The organism is Paucisalibacillus algeriensis, assembly GCF_000577245.1.
Taxonomy (GTDB): Bacteria; Bacillota; Bacilli; order Bacillales; family Amphibacillaceae; genus Ornithinibacillus.
The window spans coordinates 19,984-38,930 of sequence record NZ_CBYO010000020.1; the positions used below are offsets into that span (position 1 = coordinate 19,984).

General features: G+C 36.3%; 19 protein-coding genes and 1 tRNA gene. 1 reads left to right on the forward strand and 19 read right to left on the reverse strand.

Annotation, left to right across the window (positions count from 1 at the left end; translation table 11 throughout):
- Window positions 1-169: 169 nt before the first annotated feature.
- Window positions 170-628, reverse strand: coding sequence for a DinB family protein (locus TY11_RS14200; protein ID WP_042147471.1), 459 nt, complete (start codon window positions 626-628; stop codon window positions 170-172).
- Between the two features lie 142 nt (window positions 629-770).
- Between TY11_RS14200 and TY11_RS14205 the strand changes: the two genes are divergently transcribed.
- Window positions 771-844 (forward strand) — tRNA-Met (locus tag TY11_RS14205).
- Between the two features lie 674 nt (window positions 845-1,518).
- On the opposite strand, the gene TY11_RS14210 is transcribed toward TY11_RS14205, so the two are convergent.
- The 18 genes from TY11_RS14210 to TY11_RS14295 all read right to left on the reverse strand — a co-directional run bounded on the left by TY11_RS14210 (window position 1,519) and on the right by TY11_RS14295 (window position 18,906).
- On the reverse strand, window positions 1,519-1,902 hold the full coding sequence (locus TY11_RS14210; protein WP_042147474.1) for a S1 domain-containing RNA-binding protein: 384 nt from the start codon (window positions 1,900-1,902) through the stop codon (window positions 1,519-1,521).
- A 74-nt stretch (window positions 1,903-1,976) separates the two neighbouring features.
- Window positions 1,977-2,354, reverse strand: a complete 378-nt coding sequence (locus TY11_RS14215; protein WP_042147477.1) for an FtsB family cell division protein — start codon at window positions 2,352-2,354, stop codon at window positions 1,977-1,979.
- A gap of 4 nt (window positions 2,355-2,358) precedes the next feature.
- Window positions 2,359-2,958 carry a spore cortex biosynthesis protein YabQ gene (gene yabQ / locus TY11_RS14220; RefSeq protein WP_042147481.1) on the reverse strand — a complete coding sequence of 200 codons (600 nt, stop codon included), beginning with the start codon at window positions 2,956-2,958 and terminating at the stop codon, window positions 2,359-2,361.
- Window positions 2,955-3,257: a sporulation protein YabP gene (yabP, locus tag TY11_RS14225; protein WP_042147483.1), complete on the reverse strand. Its 303-nt coding sequence runs from the start codon at window positions 3,255-3,257 to the stop codon at window positions 2,955-2,957. Before yabP ends, yabQ begins: the two co-directional genes overlap by 4 nt.
- A gap of 54 nt (window positions 3,258-3,311) precedes the next feature.
- Complete coding sequence (locus tag TY11_RS14230) at window positions 3,312-3,575, reverse strand: RNA-binding S4 domain-containing protein (protein WP_042147486.1); 264 nt, start codon at window positions 3,573-3,575, stop codon at window positions 3,312-3,314.
- Between the two features lie 4 nt (window positions 3,576-3,579).
- The gene (gene yabN, locus TY11_RS14235; protein WP_042147489.1) at window positions 3,580-5,028 is read right to left on the reverse strand and encodes a bifunctional methyltransferase/pyrophosphohydrolase YabN; all 1,449 of its coding nucleotides are present in this window, start codon (window positions 5,026-5,028) and stop codon (window positions 3,580-3,582) included.
- On the reverse strand, window positions 5,025-6,569 hold the full coding sequence (locus TY11_RS14240) for a putative polysaccharide biosynthesis protein (RefSeq protein ID WP_042147492.1): 1,545 nt from the start codon (window positions 6,567-6,569) through the stop codon (window positions 5,025-5,027). The genes yabN and TY11_RS14240 overlap by 4 nt, the downstream gene beginning before the upstream one ends.
- A gap of 391 nt (window positions 6,570-6,960) precedes the next feature.
- A complete protein-coding gene (spoVT, locus tag TY11_RS14245) occupies window positions 6,961-7,497 on the reverse strand; it encodes a stage V sporulation protein T (RefSeq protein ID WP_042147494.1) in 537 nt (178 codons plus the stop codon).
- 385 nt (window positions 7,498-7,882) lie between these two features.
- Window positions 7,883-11,401 carry a transcription-repair coupling factor gene (gene mfd / locus TY11_RS14250; protein ID WP_042147496.1) on the reverse strand — a complete coding sequence of 1,173 codons (3,519 nt, stop codon included), beginning with the start codon at window positions 11,399-11,401 and terminating at the stop codon, window positions 7,883-7,885.
- Window positions 11,402-11,619: 218 nt separating this feature from the next.
- Window positions 11,620-11,850, reverse strand: coding sequence for an anti-sigma-F factor Fin (gene fin / locus TY11_RS14255; protein WP_042147499.1), 231 nt, complete (start codon window positions 11,848-11,850; stop codon window positions 11,620-11,622).
- A gap of 90 nt (window positions 11,851-11,940) precedes the next feature.
- Window positions 11,941-12,501, reverse strand: a complete 561-nt coding sequence (gene pth, locus TY11_RS14260) for an aminoacyl-tRNA hydrolase (protein WP_042147502.1) — start codon at window positions 12,499-12,501, stop codon at window positions 11,941-11,943.
- A 193-nt stretch (window positions 12,502-12,694) separates the two neighbouring features.
- Complete coding sequence (locus TY11_RS14265) at window positions 12,695-13,318, reverse strand: 50S ribosomal protein L25/general stress protein Ctc (RefSeq protein WP_042147505.1); 624 nt, start codon at window positions 13,316-13,318, stop codon at window positions 12,695-12,697.
- A gap of 137 nt (window positions 13,319-13,455) precedes the next feature.
- On the reverse strand, window positions 13,456-14,409 hold the full coding sequence (locus TY11_RS14270; protein ID WP_042147507.1) for a ribose-phosphate diphosphokinase: 954 nt from the start codon (window positions 14,407-14,409) through the stop codon (window positions 13,456-13,458).
- A gap of 15 nt (window positions 14,410-14,424) precedes the next feature.
- Window positions 14,425-15,807, reverse strand: a complete 1,383-nt coding sequence (gene glmU / locus TY11_RS14275; protein WP_042147509.1) for a bifunctional UDP-N-acetylglucosamine diphosphorylase/glucosamine-1-phosphate N-acetyltransferase GlmU — start codon at window positions 15,805-15,807, stop codon at window positions 14,425-14,427.
- Between the two features lie 239 nt (window positions 15,808-16,046).
- Window positions 16,047-16,334, reverse strand: coding sequence for a septation regulator SpoVG (gene spoVG / locus TY11_RS14280; RefSeq protein WP_042147512.1), 288 nt, complete (start codon window positions 16,332-16,334; stop codon window positions 16,047-16,049).
- 186 nt (window positions 16,335-16,520) lie between these two features.
- Window positions 16,521-17,330: a pur operon repressor gene (gene purR, locus TY11_RS14285; protein WP_042147515.1), complete on the reverse strand. Its 810-nt coding sequence runs from the start codon at window positions 17,328-17,330 to the stop codon at window positions 16,521-16,523.
- 64 nt (window positions 17,331-17,394) lie between these two features.
- Complete coding sequence (ispE, locus tag TY11_RS14290; RefSeq protein ID WP_042147518.1) at window positions 17,395-18,246, reverse strand: 4-(cytidine 5'-diphospho)-2-C-methyl-D-erythritol kinase; 852 nt, start codon at window positions 18,244-18,246, stop codon at window positions 17,395-17,397.
- A 486-nt stretch (window positions 18,247-18,732) separates the two neighbouring features.
- Window positions 18,733-18,906, reverse strand: a complete 174-nt coding sequence (locus TY11_RS14295; protein ID WP_042147521.1) for a small, acid-soluble spore protein, alpha/beta type — start codon at window positions 18,904-18,906, stop codon at window positions 18,733-18,735.
- Between the last annotated feature and the right edge of the window lie 41 nt (window positions 18,907-18,947).

Here is an 18,947-nt window from a genome sequence, read left to right on the forward strand (position 1 = left end):
CGTTCGACTGAAATCTAGTATGTGGTAGGAGTTTCTACATAATCTTTATTTATGTGTATTCTTTTTGTCAGAGAACGTCATGATGACGAAATGTAGAATTTTAAGATGGAGCAATTCTCGTATAAAATATGAATCATTTCAAAACAAAAAAGCTACCCACTGGGAGTAGCTATACAAATCTTTTTAAATATTGAATTGCTGCGGCGTGTAAACCTTCATGATATATCGTACGGGTTAACACTTGTTCAATGGTGTACATTCCCATTTCGGTAGGTTCAAACTCTTCTTCTATACGGTCTCCATATTCCTCTTTAATTTGCATGGGTTGATGTAGTAATAACTTCTTTAGTTCAGCGAAACTTGGTGTGTCTTCTGTGAAATTACTAGGGCTTGTTCCAAAACCAAACCAATTATTATATGTTTTTGTTTGTTCTGACTTTTCCTTTGTTATAGATTCTATCCAAAGCTTTTGATCGAGGTATATATGTCCCAGATTCCATCTAATATTATTATGGAACCCATCTGGTATGCTTTCTGCCTCCTCCTCTGAAATCCCTTTGACTAAGCCAAGGGTTTCTTCTCGATAGGCCTCTAGTTGGTTAAATAATATTTCATGACGTTTTTCCACTACTTCATCCTCCTTTTGTGATTATATTTATTTATTCAATCTTATCAGAAAATATCCTTTTCAATAAAAGATATTGACACAATTTGTTTCATATTGTATTATGATTTTTGTTGGCTAAAAGAAATAGCTACATTATAAATATGGCGGCGTAGCTCAGCTGGCGAGAGCGTACGGTTCATACCCGTGAGGTCGTGGGTTCGATCCCCTCCGCCGCTATCAGACAAAAAGCTTGTTATCTATTTTGGATAACAAGCTTTTTTTGTTTAATTTAGGCTGTTTTCTTAATTATTGTTATTATTTGCATAATTGATATAAACTGTGTGGTAACTCAATTACCCCCATAATTAACGAGTATACTGGTACGATACCGCTCCGGCAGAATACTCCGCTTTCCGCGGGCACGGCCTCAGCCTCCTCGAGGAAAGATCACCTCTGCGGGGTCTTCGGACACGTGCTATTCCCGCAGGAGTCTCCGTATTCTGCCTGCGCTAGTTTAGTTTTCTAATTATGTGTTGGATTTAAGTGCTACTATTCATATTCACTCTTATCTAGCGAAGGAAATACACGGAGACTCCTGCGGGAGGATAGGCTTCGGTGAGACCCCGCATTGCGTAAGCGCCAGGAGGCTCACCAGCCACCCGTGGAAAGCGGAGTGTATTTCCGTAGCGGGTATGATGCTCCCAACTATAAATTATTAGCCGCGCAGTGTCTATCAACCTTGGAAATTTTGGGAATAGGGATTTCTTCACTGTTACCACTTTGGGTTTTTGTGATAAATATTGAGGACTAAGAATAAAAAATAAAAAAAAACAGCTACTATTTATAAGTAGCTGTTTTGATTCATGCCGTATATTAAATAAACTAGAGCATTATCCGGTAGACAGCATCTACTATCCTCTTCTAGCACCTCGACCTCCACGTCTAGATTCTGTGTGCTTCTTCAAAGAGGCTAATCGATCTTCAGAATCCTTTAGAAAACGGTTCATTTTTGATTCAAATGTTTCCGTGCGTTCTCTTGGATTATGACGGACTGGCTTTTTTTCTTTTGCTTTTTTAATTGATAAACCAATTTTGCCATCCTTTTCGACATTAATTACTTTAACCTCAACTTGGTCACCTACTGATAGATGTTCATTAATGTCTTTAACGTAATTGTCGGCAACCTCACTAATATGAACAAGTCCTGTTGTGCCTTGGCCTAGCTCGACAAAAGCACCAAAATTGGTGATACCGGTTACCTTACCTTGCAGCTTGCTGCCTACTTCAATTGACATAAAAAAAATGCTCCTCCTTAATATTTTTGGAAAGTACCTTACTTATATATTATAGCTATTAACTCAAAAGTGTGTCAATATGACGTATCATCATCTGGCGTTTTAAAGATTAATTCGCCTTCTTTTGATAGGAAGTATTTAGTACGAGCAATATCTAGAATGTACTCTTTATCATTAAGTAATTCTATTTCCTCCTTGTATCTATCTTCCTCTTTCTTCAAATCAGCTAGTTCTTCCTTAAGAAGCTTATATTCTTCTGATTTATCTGAATGGACTGCCCGTTGTTGGAAGTGGTATACCGCCATGCCACCAACTGCAATAGCGACAACAATAGCAAATAGAACTAACCGACGGAAAAGTCGTTGCTTTTTCCGTTTTTGTCGTTCCATGTGAGCATCATATTGATCCATATAATTTGAGTTAAGTTTAGTAATTGTCTTCTTTTTTTGCATAGCGTCACCTCCTCTTAGATGAAATGAGCCTCCAATACTTTCTACATATATTCTGTATTTTACTATAAAATCCTGCTATTTTGTGTAAAAATAATTTGAATTTTTTTGGAAGTAAACGATATATCTGTTTAAAGAGCCATTTTATTGGTAGGTAAACACATTTCAAAACAAAACCCAAAACTAGCATAACCATATTAAAGAGGAAGATTACACATGCTATTAAAAGCTGTATTAAGTATCTTATCGGTGCAATAATGAAGTTCTTTACTAGATTATGAAGTATTTGATAGATTCTTGCGGCAATCATAATCATTCGTTCTAATAGCCGTTTATAAAGGTTTGCAGCCAATGCTTGGTAAGCTGCAAACCCTAATAAACAAGCTACAAATACGTAGAACCTAAGCTCACCTAAATTCACTTGGAATAATATAAAATATAATATGAATACTTGGGTGAGCCAAAAGCTGATTTCCATAAAATAGACTAAGAACACATTTCTTTTCCAGTGTCTTTGGAATCTGCGAAAAGTATCTAATGTAATGCCAAGGTAAAAGCCTCCAGCAATCATGGAAACCATGGTTAAGAACTGGATACTAAGTGTCATTTGAATAGCTTGCTAAAGAATCCTTTAGCTTTCTCCTGAGAATGTTCATCTACATAAGAAACTTCATACACCTTACCTTTAATGGCTACAACTCCTTCGCCTACATCTAAATTTTTCAGCTGAAGATTTTGCCCACGAATGATTAGGTAGCCCATTACTGTTTCTAACAGAAACTCCTCATTGTCAAAACTATCTACTTCTTTTACACCAGTAATTTCTAACAACCTACGATTATTTAGCTTTAACTGATGATCCTGTTGAGTCACTCTTGTACTATTTTCTTTCTCATAATAGTTCATATCCGCCTTCCTCCTTATCAGTAATACTTTATGAAAGGAGGGACAAGTATAGAACTATTCTCTATCGATTTTTTCTTCTTTAATAATTTTATATAACATGTCAGCTTCTTCTTTTCGAACCGTTTCTTTCAGTGTTGTAACCTCTACTGTTACAACCTTCTGGCCGAACCTTATTTGCATCGTATCCCCTACTGATACAGTTGAAGATGCCTTTGCTTGGGCCCCATTTATTGTAATTCGTCCTTGGTCAGCTACCTCTTTTGCTAGAGTCCGTCTTTTAATTAAACGAGAAACTTTTAAAAATTTATCTAAACGCATTGGTTTACTCTCTCCCCTTCGCTTGATCCCAATAATAATCCATTTCTTCTAGATTAGACTTCCTGATATCCTTTCCCTTTTCATGCAATTGCTCCTCTATATAAGAGAATCTCCGGAAGAACTTCTGGTTAGTTAGGCTTAGAGCATTCTCTGGATCTACATTATAATATCTTGTTAGGTTTACTAGTACAAATAATACATCACCAAATTCTTTTTCCACTTCATCTTCATTTCCCGATTCAATGGCTGCCTTAACTTCTATTATTTCTTCATCAAGCTTTTTCCAAATATCTGCAGCATGATCCCAATCAAACCCTACCTTTGCTGCTTTCTTTTGTAACTTATAGGCCTTCAAAAGAGATGGTAAACCTTTTGGTATCCCATCTAGGACTGATTTTCTATTCTCACCTTTTTCTTTACGCTTGAGTGCTTCCCAATTTGTCATCACATCATCAACGGATTGAACCGCCACATCAGAAAATACATGCGGATGCCTGAAAATCATCTTCTCTGTAATGGATTGGATAACATCGTCAATGGTAAAATAACCATCATCCTCACCGATTTGACTATGTAACATAATTTGCAGAAGTACATCGCCAAGTTCTTCAATTATACCGTTGTCATCTTGTTCATTTATCGCTTCAATTAATTCATAAATTTCCTCAATGGCAAATTCTCGTAATGACTCATGTGTTTGCTCTTTGTCCCAAGGGCAGCCATTTGGTCCTCTTAAAATCGCAATAACCTCTCTGAGTCGACCAAAGGTATGGTTTAGTAATAGTTTTGGTGCAGGTGGAATGTAAACACTTGTTAAGTTACTTACTTCCACCCGGTGGTCCAATTCTTCTAATGGCACAGTTATAATCTTCTCCTGATCACTTCCTGCAGCGTCAATAATGGTTACCTGATAATCTGCTGGTAAGTCCTCTAGTAATGCTAGTTTTACTTCTGATGCAATAAACCTGTCATATACTTGGCAAAAGACAATATGATGTTGGTAATCAAGTTGCCCCCTTGTAAAGCTTGTACCATCGACAAACTGAAATCCTTCAATAGGATCAATTTTCAAAGAGGTGAATAATGCATCTAAATAACTTTGACCTCCTACAATTTTCACTTCTACTTGATCTTGTTCTAGTAATAATTGAACAGTTCTCTCCGCAAGCATTGGATGACCTGGAACGGTATAACAAACATTGTTATTCTGTGCTTTTTCTAATAGAATCCTTACAATTTCTTGGTAAACCGATTCAAACTCCTTTTCCCGTTCATACAAATAATCAAACGAAGAAAAAGTTAAACCCTCTTCCCTTAATGATTGCATTACTGGATGATCTAATGTGCGAGTATACAGAACATGTTCCGTATTGGTTAGTTTTCGGTAAATACCTAGGGGTAATTGTTCTAAATCTCCTGCACCTAATCCCATTACTTCTATACGATGCTTCATTTTGTTGACCTCCTATTGCTTAAGAACCTTGATACAAAAGGTAAAAGACTCAATTCTTTATCCGAAAAAGCTTTAAAGCGTATTAATATTAATAAATATATCAATGCCCCAATAGTTGAGACAATAAGAATTAGAAACAATAATTCTACCCTAGAAAAAGTATCCGCCTGAACTACCTTATCCACGATTAATAAAAATGTTATCATTCCAATATTGGCAAATATAAATGCTTTCCAATTAATATATACAAGCTTTTTAATTTGCAAACCTATTTTTAATTTAAGTAAGGTGGCAATCGTTAAAAATAAAAGACTAACGATCGTTCCGATTGAACTACCAATTATACCAAGTTGCGGAACCAATACCCAATTTAACAGCCATTTAAGGGAAAAAGCTCCCAAAATGAAGAAAGCTGTCCACTTGATATGCCCTAATCCTTGTAAAATGGAACTAGATGTTATGACAAGAGAACTTAATAAAATGGCTGCCATTAATAACGTTAAAGCTTGATCACCTTGATTATCTTGATACAATAATCGATTTGCTTCCGGAAATAGTAATATTAAGCCCACCGTAGCACCCCAAGCTAAATAAAAACTTATCTTTAACGAACTAACAATGTGTTGTTGTTTCCTTTCTAAAGCGTCTCTTGCCATACTAGGTATTAGGGCAAGACCAAAGGATGATCCAAGAACGGCACCAATCTGAATAAGTGGTTGCCCCCTATCAAACACCCCTTTTGCTTCCATTGCCTCTTGATTCGATAAACCATAATCCACTAATCCAGGTACAATTGTAAACGCATCGGCAAACTGAATAATCAACAATAGCATATGATTCAGAGAAGCAATTAAGCCAAAAAGAAAAATTGTTTTTCCATAATATTTCCAAGGAACTGGGTGACTTGTAATGGTAGTTGGTTTATATTTCAAATAGAACATAGTCAGTATGAAAATTGCTGCGAAGACACCAATCATAGTGGCAATTCCAGCAAGAGTACCTATCTGATAAATGTCTATTCCATATTTTGCCACACAAACAGCCATCACAATAATTATAATGACTCGAAAAAATTGTTCACCTATTTGTGAATAGGCTGTTGGTTTCATTTCTCCTTTTCCTTGAAACACTCCTCGTAGTAAAGCGGAGAAAGGAATAACTAACAACAGTATACTTGCAAGTTTGTAGGCTGAATTTAACCTTTTATCTCCTACAAAAACTGCTATAGAATCAGCATTAACGAAAAGGAATAATGCTAATGTACCACAAATTCCAAATAGAATAGTTAATATTGGAACCATAAAGTACTTAACTGAGATATCCTTTCTCTCTGCTGCTAACTTGGAGATTGCTGTTGGAAAACCATACAGAGCTAGCACTAGTGCTATTCCAAGAATAGGGTACACTTGTTGATAAATATAGAAGCCAAGATCACCAGTAAGGTTTTGTAAAGGTATTCGGTAGCCAGCACTTAATACCTTACTAATTAAACCAGCTAATGTAAGAATTAAAGCTCCCTTAACAAATTTATTATGTTCCATATGTAACGTCCTCTTAGGGCTTTCCCACTGATTAAAATTCCACTCCATTATACCACAGTGAAGTATTGCTAGCCCCTTGGGTGTAGGACACTTCACAATCATAGTTCTTGCAACATTGATAGATGTAACCGCTAACTAGGTGGACTTGCTTTAAGTCGGAGGGCTCTTGACATCATTTTGTATTTGGATTGTGATTAAAATGATGTATGGGAATGCTTTATAAATCATTTTGCGCTGGGATTGTGATTGTGATTGAAATGATGTATGGGGGTGCCCTGACGTAGCCGTTCCTGATTAATCCTTTCTAGGCAGCTGATTTTATAGTTTCCTACACTATTAAAAAAGAGTAAAAATTAGTGTTTAACAACCAATTTTCACTCTTTATAAACCTCTATTCCATTTGTTTTGCTAAAAAGCTTGCCGCTGTCTCCAATGACTTTTGTTCCACTTCACTTAACTTGTCCCCATCTCTTGAATACATCACGATACAACCAATCGGGTCACCATTTGCAATGATCGTACTGATACAATACGAGTTTACTTTCTCTTCTTTTCCTGATAGCAGTTCTAAAGTACTACTTTCCGTTTCCAGTGTTTGCAATCTACCTTCTATTGCCTTTTCAATTTTAGAGCCAATGTTCTTATTTAAGTAATCTTTTTTGGATTCCCCAGCCACTGCGATAATTTCATCTCGGTCACAAATTAATACCGGATGATGAAGGGAATCGAACAGCGCTTGTGCGTACTCGGTCGCAAAGTTACCTAATTCATTGATAGGGGAGTATTTCTTTAGAATTACCTCACCCTCACGATCAATGAATATTTCAAGTGGATCTCCTTCACGGATTCGTAAAGTTCTTCTGATTTCTTTCGGTATGACTACTCTACCTAAATCATCAATCCGTCGTACAATTCCTGTTGCTTTCATACAAGTGAAGCCTCGCTTTCTTATGATGATTTTTGGTGCCAAAGATTCGAAGCTAAGCCTATTATGTCACGCTAATGGTGATAGAGTTTTGGTTAGGTGTTTTAGGAAACAGCCTACTCTTTAAGTACTTACACAACTTTTGGCGTTGCTTTATTTTTAATAAAACCGGAGTTGTGTTTTAGTAGTATAAATCATCTTGGAAGAACTATACATGAAATACCATTTTCTGTTCTTCATGGAAATTTTAAAAAACTTGTAAAATGATAATACGATGTTATAGCTAGCTTGTTATTGTAAACAATATCCGGCCTGTACCTGCATAATAAAAACGAACACATTCGCTAAAGGACGAGCAAATGAGAGTTTTCTAAAAGTGGGCTTATACCTAGCGATTAATTCTATCCATTTTTCCAATAAAATCTTTTATCGTATCATAACGGTTTATTTTCATATCCCTGGAAAAACGGTACATAACCTTTAGTTTATTTCCTTCTGTACCAAGCATAATCTCTCTTCCATACTCATTTGCTAATTCAAAGATCTTGCTACCATCAATTAACTGGCTCCTATCTTCTGATACAAGCATTTCAATTTTATAATTTTTTTCTATTATGGACTCAATTTTTTCCTTTTTAGCTAACCATCTTAGCTCAGAAACGATAAATAGATTTTCCACTTCAGTAGGAAAGTCTCCAAAACGGTCCAATAATTCGTCCTGTAAATCATGAATATCTTCTTTAGATGAAAAAGTTTGGAACTGTTTATACATGTCAATCTTCTGTTTTTCATCCTCAATATAAGAATCCGGTATATATGCGTCGATGGACAAGTTTAGTTCAGGATCAAATGGTTTAATATCCTCGATTTCCTTCCCAAGCTTTCGTGCTTCAATTGCCTCACTTAACATCTGGTTATACATATCAAATCCTACTGAATCGATGAAACCATGTTGTTGCGCACCAAGAAGATTACCAGCTCCTCGAATGGATAGGTCTCGCATCGCAATTTTAAAACCAGACCCTAATTCAGTGAATTCTTTAATAGCTTGTAGACGCTTTTCAGCAACTTCTGTTAAGACCTTATCTTTCTTATAGGTAAAGTACGCATAAGCAACTCGATTTGAACGCCCAACCCGACCTCTTAACTGATATAGCTGACTTAGTCCCATTCGGTCTGCATCATAGACGATTAAAGTATTAACATTCGGAATATCTACACCCGTTTCAATAATTGTCGTACTTACCAGAACATCAAATTCTCCTTCTAAGAAGCCAAACATGACATTCTCTAATTCGGATTCATTCATTTGTCCATGAGCAATTGCAACTCGTGCCTCTGGTACTAACATTCCAATATCGCGAGCCATCTTATCGATATTTTCTACTCGATTATATAAGAAAAATACTTGACCACCACGGGCCATTTCTCTTTCAATTGCTTCTCTAACCAATACAGGATTATATTCCATGACATACGTTTGAATAGGAAAGCGATTCTCTGGTGGTGTCTCAATTACAGACAAATCACGAACACCAAGCATAGACATATGTAAGGTTCTAGGAATAGGTGTTGCCGTTAGAGTTAGAACATCAATATTTGATTTCAATTGTTTAATTTTTTCTTTATGCTTTACTCCAAATCGCTGTTCTTCATCAACAATTAATAAACCTAAATCATGGTACTCTATATCCTTTGATAGGAGTCGATGGGTACCAATTACAATATCTACTAATCCTCTTTTTAGTCCATCAGTAGTTTCCTTTTGCTGTTTTGGTGTTCTAAATCTACTTAATAGGCCAATATTAATTGGATAATCTTGGAATCGCTCCCGGACTGTTTCATAATGCTGTTGGGCAAGAATGGTAGTTGGCACAAGAAATGCAACCTGTTTTCCATCCGCAACTGCTTTAAATGCAGCACGAATCGCCACCTCCGTTTTCCCATAACCAACGTCGCCACATAATAAACGGTCCATCGGTCTAATGCTTTCCATATCTTGCTTTATCTCTTCAATACAGCGTAACTGGTCATCTGTTTCTTGATATGGAAAAGAAGCATCAAACTCTCGCTGTAACTCCCCATCCGATGAATAAGCAAATCCCTTTTGCGCCTGTCTTTCTGCATAGAGTTTAATTAAATCATCTGCAATATCCTCAACAGAGCTTTGTACTTTGCGTTTTACTTTGGTCCAATCACTTCCACCTAATTTGTATAGCTTAGGTTCTTTGCCTTCTGAACCAACGTATTTTTTAACGAGATCAATTTGGTCGATTGGAACAAATAATTTATCATCACCAGAATATTTAATAAGCATATAATCTTTATGTTTGCCATTTACCTCTAGTGTTTCAATTCCTAAATAGCGCCCTATACCGTGATTAGTATGAACAACATAGTCACCGACTTTTAGTTCTTGATAATTTTGAATCCGTTCAGCATTGGAGATGTTCTGTTTCTTTCTTGGTCGTTTCGATTTTTTTTTGAACAACTCATTTTCCGTTATGATAACAAGCTTATGCATTGGTAACTCAATACCACTTGTCATATTAGCAACAACTATAGTTGGAATATCAACCGGTAGTTGTAAATGTTCTGTATGCCTTGCTTCAATATCATAATCAGCTAAAATAGAATGTACTTTTTCAGCCCTATTCATATTTGGTACAGCTATAACAACGGAAAAATCGCCCTTGGACCACCGCTTCAATTCATTTTTAAATAAATGCATTTGGCCATGAAACTCCTGCATAGCCCTTGACGAAAGGTTAACGATATTCTGTGGGTTTGTATTGGGAATATGGCGTAAAAATACGGACATATAAATTCGTGTTGCATTCATATTGCTAAAGACAGAATGCCAATCAAAGGAGAACCTACTACCAGCCACCATTTTACTTGCTTCTAAAAGGCTACTGTACCATTCTGCTTCTTCGTGATCCAAATTGGTAGCTGTTTCCTGTATTCTACTCATCTCATCAAGGATGATAAACCCATTTGTTGGTAAATAATCTAATAAACTAGCAGGTTTATCATAGAAAAACCCTATATATTTATGCATTTCCTTAAAGTGTTCTAAACCTTTTAATCGTTCAATATCTCCTTCAATAGCATCTACCAAGGCTTCTTTTGTTTCTTTTGTTTTTAATTTTTTTAATGTAGCAGAAAAAGCTTCCTCTAACCTATGTGCACCTGTAAGGATATCTTCATTCGTTAGGAGTAACTCTGTTGCAGGTCCAACCTCCACTGTTTGCAAGCGGTCTAGAGAACGTTGGGTATCGGCATCAAAATAGCGAATGGAATCTACCTCAACATCAAACATCTCAATTCTTATAGGATGTGGTTCCGTTATAGGGTAAATATCTATAATTCCTCCACGACGACTAAACTCCCCTGGTGTTGTGACCATGGAAGCATGTTCATACCCCATATCTATTAAGGAACTAAGATAGGAATCCATTTCTATTTCTTCGCCTTCCGAGAATGTTAGTTGATACTTACTCCAATAATGTATTGGGGGCAATATTCGTTTTAAGGCAGCTACTGGGGCAATTAAGATACCCGATTTCTGGCTTGACCATTTTGTTAGAGCATCTATCCGTTGACTCTTTAGTTCCGGGCTTGATATCGCAATATCGGAAGCTATTAACTCATTGACAGGATATAAATGCACACTTTCCTCGTCTAATAATACAGTTAAGTCATCATACAACTGCTGTGCTTGGACCAATTGGTATGTTACAAGAAGAATTGGGCGCGATGTCGCTGCTTCTAGCGCAGAAACTAGCATACTTCTTGCTGAACCGGATAATCCCGCTACTAATTGTTCTTTTAAGTTTCCTTCGATTCCACTAATAATAGACTGTACGTCTTTTTGTGATTCTAAATATTGATTAAAACCTTTCACATCTAAACCCCCATCATGACTTCCCCATATGCTAGATTTAGCTAATTTAATAGCCTTTTTATTAGCTCTGTGCCTTATTTCTGGCCGAGTCCCCGTTCCGAATATCATATAAAGTTCTACTTAATTTTATAAACACAGACTATAAATTATTTAAAATCTATTAAATAAAGCAGAAAAATGCCTTGGTTTGGGAACCAAAGCTTTGTATTTCTTATGTTTTATTGTATGAAATAATCTAATTCGTGGTATTCTGGATGTGTTCCAAGGGTTTCCTCACAGTTTTCGCAAATTGCTTGGATATGTACGTCTCCATTTGATTTATATTGGATCATTTCTTTTTTTTCCTTATCTGATAACTTATTCCAACCCAGTATGGTTGTATCTACAACTTTTTCATTAATCTCACCAATAACATGCCCACAGTGCCTACAATTATAGACAACAGACATAGGATAACCTCCTCGAATAAACATTAACTACTAGTTAATAGGTTTATCCGAAAACAATCATTTTATACAATTTATACGTAAACTCATTAGTTATGCATTAAATTCATTCATTACTTCTTCATACTGCTTTTCCATCCATCTTTCACAAGCATCTGCTGCCTTTTGAATACTTTCTCGTACCAATGGATGTTCTTCCTTTGGAAAGGGTCCTAGTACATAATCAACAACAGGTATTGGTGATGTTGGACGACCTACACCAAGACGTATACGTTTAAAATCTTTTGTTCCTAAGTGATCGATGATGGAGCGAATTCCATTATGGCCTCCATGTCCTCCTTTTTGTCGTAATCTTACCTTTCCAGTTGGTAGATCGAGATCGTCATAGATCACGATTACATCTTCTACATCAATATCATAATATTCCATTAGTGGCCTAAGGGATTCACCTGATAGATTCATGTAGGTTTGTGGTTCAAGGAGTAATACTTTCTCACCATTTATGATTGCTTGTGCATATTTCCCTTTGAATTTGTCCTTATTAAGGCTGAGGTTATGGCGTGATAATAATTCATCGATTACCATGAAACCGATGTTATGTCTTGTGGATTGATATTTTTTCCCCGGGTTTCCTAAACCAACGATACATTTCATTTTGTTTCTTCCTTTATTATTTAAAATTATAATTACGTACTAAATTTTATTAGATTTATCCTGTTAACCGCGTGCTTTTATATGGTATTTTCCTATAAAAAATAATGTCTCTAAAACAAATACAATAATCCCTCCAATATAAATAATTTATATGGAGGGGTTTTGTTTTTATGCTTATTGTATTGCTTGAATTTTAGTCTTCGTTTGCATCAGTTTGGGCTTCTCCAGTAAATTCTGGTTCTTGGCCTGTTTCTTGTTGGCCTTCCATATCAGCGTTGGTATTTGGTGCTAGAACACTTGCAACTACAGTTTCATCATCATCTACCACTTTGTAGGAAGTTGATTCTCCTATTTCTGCTACGGTAATAATGTCACCAATACTCTTGTTTGATATATCGACAGTAATCTCATTAGGAAAATTATTTGGTGTCGCTTTTACGGTAACTTCATATAGGGGTTGTTGAACAACACCATTTTCTGGTTCACCTTCTAAACGAACCGGTACTTGTGTTTCCATTTCTTGAGACATATTTACAATATAGAAATCAGCGTGTAAGACATTATCTTTAATATGATCTGATTGATAATCATGTAGCATTACATTAACAGCAGAATCGCCCTGAATTTGCAGAGATATTACTGCATTTCTTCCTTCGTCGCGAACTGTTTTAAGTAACTCCATACTATCGACAGAAATTGATTTAGACTCTTTTTCTTTTCCGTAAACTACTGCTGGAACTTGTCCATGTTCACGGAGTTTTTTTGTTGCCGATCTTGTATGATCCTCACGTTTCATTGCATTTAAGGTAACTGACATATTTATATCATCCTTTCCATTCAATAAAAAACTAGTATATCATCCAACATTTGTGACAACTTTCTCGTATATGAAATTTTAAATCTAAATCTTCTTTCATAATATAGTATGTTCCCTTAAAACATGTAGACTAAACATTAATCAAATAAAATACTAACGGATTGTTCTTCATGAACACGAATAATTGCCTCACCAATAAGTGGCGCTACAGATAATTGAGTTATTTTATCAATCATCTTATCTTCTTTTAGTGGAATAGAATTTGTGACAATTAGCTCTTTTATTTGTGAGTTTTCAATACGTTCAATTGCTGGACCTGATAATACAGGGTGTGTACAGCATGCATATACCTCTTTAGCACCATTTTCAATTAGTGCATTAGCAGCAAGTGTAATAGTACCTGCAGTATCAATAATATCATCGATTAAAATTGCTGTTTTACCTTCAATATTTCCGATAATATTCATTACCTCAGCAACGTTCGGGCGTGGTCTTCTTTTATCAATAATTCCAATTGGTGCTTTTAGACGATCTGCCATCTTTCTCGCTCTTGTTACGCCACCATGGTCTGGTGAAACAACGATTACATCATCGAAGTTCTTAGCTTCAAAGTAGTCTGATAGAAGCGGAACACCTTGGAGGTGATCAATCGGTCTATCAAAGAACCCTTGAATTTGTGGAGCATGTAAATCAAGTGTAATGACACGGTCTGCACCAGCTGTTTCAATTAAATCTGCCACAAGCCTGGATGTAATAGGTTCTCTTGCTCGGGCTTTACGGTCCTGTCTAGCATAACCATAATAAGGCATAACAACATTGATTGTTTTAGCAGATGCACGTTTTAATGCATCTAACATAATTAATAACTCCATTAAGTGTTGATTGACAGGTGAACTTGTTGATTGTACAACGTACACATCACAACCACGAACACTTTCCTCAATATTAATTTGAACTTCACCATCACTAAATGTTGTTACCATACACTTTCCTAGTGAAATTCCAATGTGGTTTGCAATTTCTTCTGCAAGCTTTCGATTCGAATTAAGCGAGAACACCTTCATGTTTGAATTTTGATATTGAGACATCAAGTAAACCCTCCGTTATTATTTATCTTCTAGTCTTTTCTTAAGACGAGATGCGTAGCCTTCTTTATTCGTTTGTCTTGCTCGAGCAACGGATAAAGAATCTTCTGGTACATTTTTCGTGATTGTCGAACCAGCAGCAACGTAGGATCCTTTTCCAATTGTCACTGGGGCAATCAAATTAGAATTACAACCAATAAATGAGTCATCCTCGATTGTAGTTAAATATTTATTTTTCCCATCATAGTTCACTGTTATTGTACCACAACCAATATTAACATTACTTCCTACTTTTGCGTCACCAATATAACTTAAATGGGAAACTTTACTTCCTTTTCCTAACTCTGCCTTCTTAATCTCAACGAAGTTACCAATCTTCGCTTCATCACCAATATTGGCATCTGGCCTGATATGCGCATAAGGACCTACATTTACACGCTCACCAATCCTACTATCAGTTGCTACACTTTGTTTAATAACAGTATGTGCACCTACTTCACAGTTTGATACTTCAGTATTGGGACCAATTATTGCATGTTCATGTATAATTGATTTTCCTGAGATGATTGTACCAGGGTAAATTACTACGTCTGATTCAATAACAACGTCTGAATGGATATACGTATTTTCAGGATCTATAATGGACACTCCATTGCGCATATGTTGCTCATTAATACGAAGCTTCATTGTTTTCTCTGCCTGCGCTAGAGCGACACGATCGTTTACGCCAAGTGTTTCATCAAAGTTAGACGATAAAAAGGCACTAACCTTTTCGGATTTATTCTTTAGTATTTCAATTACATCTGGTAAGTAATATTCACCTTGTGAATTATCATTTGAGACCTCTTTTAGTGCTTCAAATAACGCCTCATTATCAAAACAGTACGTACCGGTATTTATCTCATCTACCAATAACTCCTCATGTGTGGCATCCTTATGCTCAACAATCCGTTCTACTTCATTATGTGCATTACGAATAACCCTACCATATCCAAAGGGATTAGGAGCTTTTGCGGTTAGAATCGTAGCTTTCGAGCCCTCTTTTTCGTGGTGGTCAAATAGCTGTTGGAAGGTTTCTTTTGTAATTAATGGTGTATCACCACAAACAACTATTGTTGTACCTTTTTTATCTTTCATTAATTCTTCGGCTTGTATAACTGCGTGGCCTGTTCCTAGCTGTTCTTCTTGTAGAACAAACTTTGTATTATCTCCAAGATATTCTTTTACTTTGTCTGAACCAAATCCAACAACCGTAACAACTTCCTCAAGACCAACTGCACTTACTTGCTCAAGCACATGTTGAACCATCGGCTTACCTAAAACAGGATGGAGTACTTTATATAATTTAGATTTCATTCTAGTACCTTGCCCCGCCGCTAGTATAATAGCATATCTTTTCGTCATGAGGTACCCTCCAATATTTAAGATAGTACATTCTTTCCTATCTATTATCCATTTTGACTATATCCTAAAAAACAGCTGATTTCAACAATTTGGATAGTTACGGCGGAAGCGGCATGTTGCTAATCACTTGTTACCATTAGTGGATTTGATAGTGAGATAAGTGAGGTTTAAATATGGACACAAAAAAAGAAGGCTAATCTGTAGGAGATTAGACCTCTAGTTGTAAAGGGTTTCATTTTTTAGGATGCTCCAGCTTCCTCAAATTCAACTTCTTCACCTGCACGGCGATATTCTTCTAATACTGCATCCTGAATTTTAGAACGTGTATTAGAGTTTATCGGATGTGCAATATCTCTGAATTCACCATCAGGAGTTCGCTTAGATGGCATTGCCACAAATAATCCATTATTTCCATCGATAACGCGGATATCATGAACTACAAATTCCTGATCTAACGTAATAGAAGCGATAGCACGCATTCTACCTTCCGTGTTAACACGGCGCAATCTTACGTCAGTTACTTCCATGCTGATTCACCACCTTTGTACTTATGAGTTAATTAATAATTCTACAAATAAATTTAAATTCCTGCTTAAAATTGAAAAAAGTTTAATAATTTACACAAAAAGTAAAAAATAGATGTTTTTTACTAGTTTTTAGAATATTATATTAGATAAAAAAAGACCCTATTATTTAATAGGATCTAGCTTTAATTATATAAAGTTACCGCGTTGCACAGAGATAAAATTCTCTTTTATATCTACATCTGATATTTTTACTAGTGAAGTATAGTCGTCTACGATTCGTTCTTCTTCTTCATCATCCGCTTCAGCTAGTACTCCTATTGCTTTAACATTAGCATTAAATTCTTTTAAGAGACTAACCATGCCATTAATGGTACCGCCCGCTTTCATGAAGTCATCAATGATACATACATTAGATCCTTCTTCGAAACTACGTTTTGGGAGAACCATCGTTTGGATTTTCCTCGAAGATCCAGATACATAATTAATACTAACGGATGAACCTTCTGTAACTTTTGGATCTCGTCGAACAATAACAACTGGCACATTTAAGAAAGAAGCAACAGCATAAGCAAGTGGAATTCCTTTTGTAGCAACTGTCACCACAACATCAATTTCCAAATTGGAGAAATTGGAAGCAAATATTCTTCCAATTTCTCGAACTGTAGATGGTTCACCTAAAATATCGCTCATATAAAGATAACCGCCTGGTAGAATTCGATCTGGATCCTTTAACCGGTCACATAATTGATCGACAAATTCTATACCCTTCTCTCTCGATGATTCTGGAATATACATCACTCCACCAGCAGAACCAGCAATTCGCTTTAAGTAACCAATTCCTTCTTCTCGCAACAACTCATCAATGATATCTAAATCTTCACTAATAGAAGCTTTTGCAGCGTTGTATTTATCCGAAAAAGACGGTAAGTTTTTATGAATTCTAGGGTTTTCTAGAAAAAAGTTTGTTAATGCTACTAAACGCCCACTTCTTTTCATGCCTTCACCTCAAAAACCGAATTATTTTATATAAACATACCACCATTATATGTTTTTAGCAAGTTTATCCGATTAACCGTACTAAATAAACATCCGTACAGAAGCCTTTCATTCCATTGTAAATCCTTTGCGCCTTGCTTTCATGCTCTACAAGTCCGTAAACAGTAGGGCCACTCCCACTCATCAATACACCTGAAGCCCCAGCTTGTCTCATTTTTGCTTTAATTCGAATTATTTCTGGATGAAGCGAAGTTGTTATGGCCTCTAATGAATTACCTATATGATGACAAAGCTTTGTGAAGTTCTTTTCATGCAACGCTTGGATAACTCCTTCTGTATTAGGATGGTAAATTTCATCGATTTTCACACGTTGAAAGATAGTTTTGGTTGATACTCCAATATCTGGTTTTGCTAATACAACCCAAAAAGGAGGTGGGGAAGGTAGTTTTTCAACAATTTCACCGAAGCCTTTCGCAATTCCAGTTGACCCATACACACAAAAAGGAATGTCCGCCCCTAATGTGGATCCAAGTTTTGCGAGTTCATCAATAGGGATGTTCATATTCCACAATTGATTTAAGCCCCGTAGAACTGCAGCAGCATCTGTACTACCACCACCTAATCCAGCAGAAACTGGGATGACCTTTTCAATTTTAATATGAACGCCTTTTGTAATGTTATATTTCTGTTTAAAAGCTTTTGCAGCTTTATAGGCCAAATTCCGTTCATCATTTGGAACATATCTACTCCATAGTGAAACCTCGATACGATCCTCCACCAAAGTATTTAACTCAATTCGGTCTGCCAAATCAACTGTCGTCATAATCATTTCCACATCATGATAACCATCGTCGCGTTTTCCAAGAACGTCAAGAGACAGATTGATTTTAGCAGGTGCCTTTTCAAAATGAGTCATATCCGTCACCTACTTTTTTCATGTATGGAAATTGTAACATATATCATTTGATGGTGGAAGCGAGTCCTTGATAGTGGCGAAATTAATATAATATCGTGAGTATTTTAGGATTAAGGTAGTTTGGGGAATGTTTATGAGTTAGGAGGCTTATGCACTTTTTGTGAGTTTGTTGGATTTGAAATGATCATGAGGGGGGCTCATAACCTTTTTGGCAATGAATTAGCTTTAAAAGGTCTTAAAGGGTGCTCTCATAACCTTTTTGGCAATGATTTGGATTCGAAATGGTCTTGAGGACCACTCTCATAACCTTTTTAGCACTGATTTGACCTCGAAATGGTCTTGAGAACGCCTCTCACAACCTTTTTGCAATGAATTAGGTTCAAAATGGTCTTGAGGACCATCCTTGTAACCTTTTTAGCAATGAATTAGATTCAAAATAATCATGAGGAGAGCACACGCCCAAAAGAATAAAAAAGAGCAGACCTATTATGATCTGCTCTGCATGTTTTGCTCGGCTATTTCAATTGCACGTTTTACCATGTTCCCGGCATCCCTTGCCTTAATTCCGCCCCAGCCTTCTTTTTGCACCGTGTCGTAAAAGCCTAACTCTTTTGCAATTTCTTCTTTCAGTCGGTCAGACATTATCCCGCGTCTACCCATGAAAGAACAACCCCTTCCCTGTTATAACTTGTTACGACATT

Bases quoted from the DNA above. Each gene is read 5' to 3' on its own strand.
- spoVG (WP_042147512.1), bottom strand. From the start codon at position 16,334: ATGGAAGTAACTGACGTAAGATTGCGCCGTGTTAACACGGAAGGTAGA.
- TY11_RS14240 (WP_042147492.1), bottom strand. From the start codon at position 6,569: ATGGAACATAATAAATTTGTTAAGGGAGCTTTAATTCTTACATTAGCT.
- glmU (WP_042147509.1), bottom strand. From the start codon at position 15,807: ATGACGAAAAGATATGCTATTATACTAGCGGCGGGGCAAGGTACTAGA.
- yabP (WP_042147483.1), bottom strand. From the start codon at position 3,257: ATGAACTATTATGAGAAAGAAAATAGTACAAGAGTGACTCAACAGGAT.
- fin (WP_042147499.1), bottom strand. From the start codon at position 11,850: ATGTCTGTTGTCTATAATTGTAGGCACTGTGGGCATGTTATTGGTGAG.
- TY11_RS14295 (WP_042147521.1), bottom strand. From the start codon at position 18,906: ATGGGTAGACGCGGGATAATGTCTGACCGACTGAAAGAAGAAATTGCA.
- yabQ (WP_042147481.1), bottom strand. From the start codon at position 2,958: ATGACACTTAGTATCCAGTTCTTAACCATGGTTTCCATGATTGCTGGA.
- yabN (WP_042147489.1), bottom strand. From the start codon at position 5,028: ATGAAGCATCGTATAGAAGTAATGGGATTAGGTGCAGGAGATTTAGAA.
- TY11_RS14265 (WP_042147505.1), bottom strand. From the start codon at position 13,318: ATGTCAGTTACCTTAAATGCAATGAAACGTGAGGATCATACAAGATCG.
- pth (WP_042147502.1), bottom strand. From the start codon at position 12,501: ATGAAATGTATCGTTGGTTTAGGAAACCCGGGGAAAAAATATCAATCC.
- spoVT (WP_042147494.1), bottom strand. From the start codon at position 7,497: ATGAAAGCAACAGGAATTGTACGACGGATTGATGATTTAGGTAGAGTA.
- ispE (WP_042147518.1), bottom strand. From the start codon at position 18,246: ATGACTCATTTTGAAAAGGCACCTGCTAAAATCAATCTGTCTCTTGAC.
- purR (WP_042147515.1), bottom strand. From the start codon at position 17,330: ATGAAAAGAAGTGGGCGTTTAGTAGCATTAACAAACTTTTTTCTAGAA.
- TY11_RS14230 (WP_042147486.1), bottom strand. From the start codon at position 3,575: ATGCGTTTAGATAAATTTTTAAAAGTTTCTCGTTTAATTAAAAGACGG.
- TY11_RS14215 (WP_042147477.1), bottom strand. From the start codon at position 2,354: ATGCAAAAAAAGAAGACAATTACTAAACTTAACTCAAATTATATGGAT.
- TY11_RS14210 (WP_042147474.1), bottom strand. From the start codon at position 1,902: ATGTCAATTGAAGTAGGCAGCAAGCTGCAAGGTAAGGTAACCGGTATC.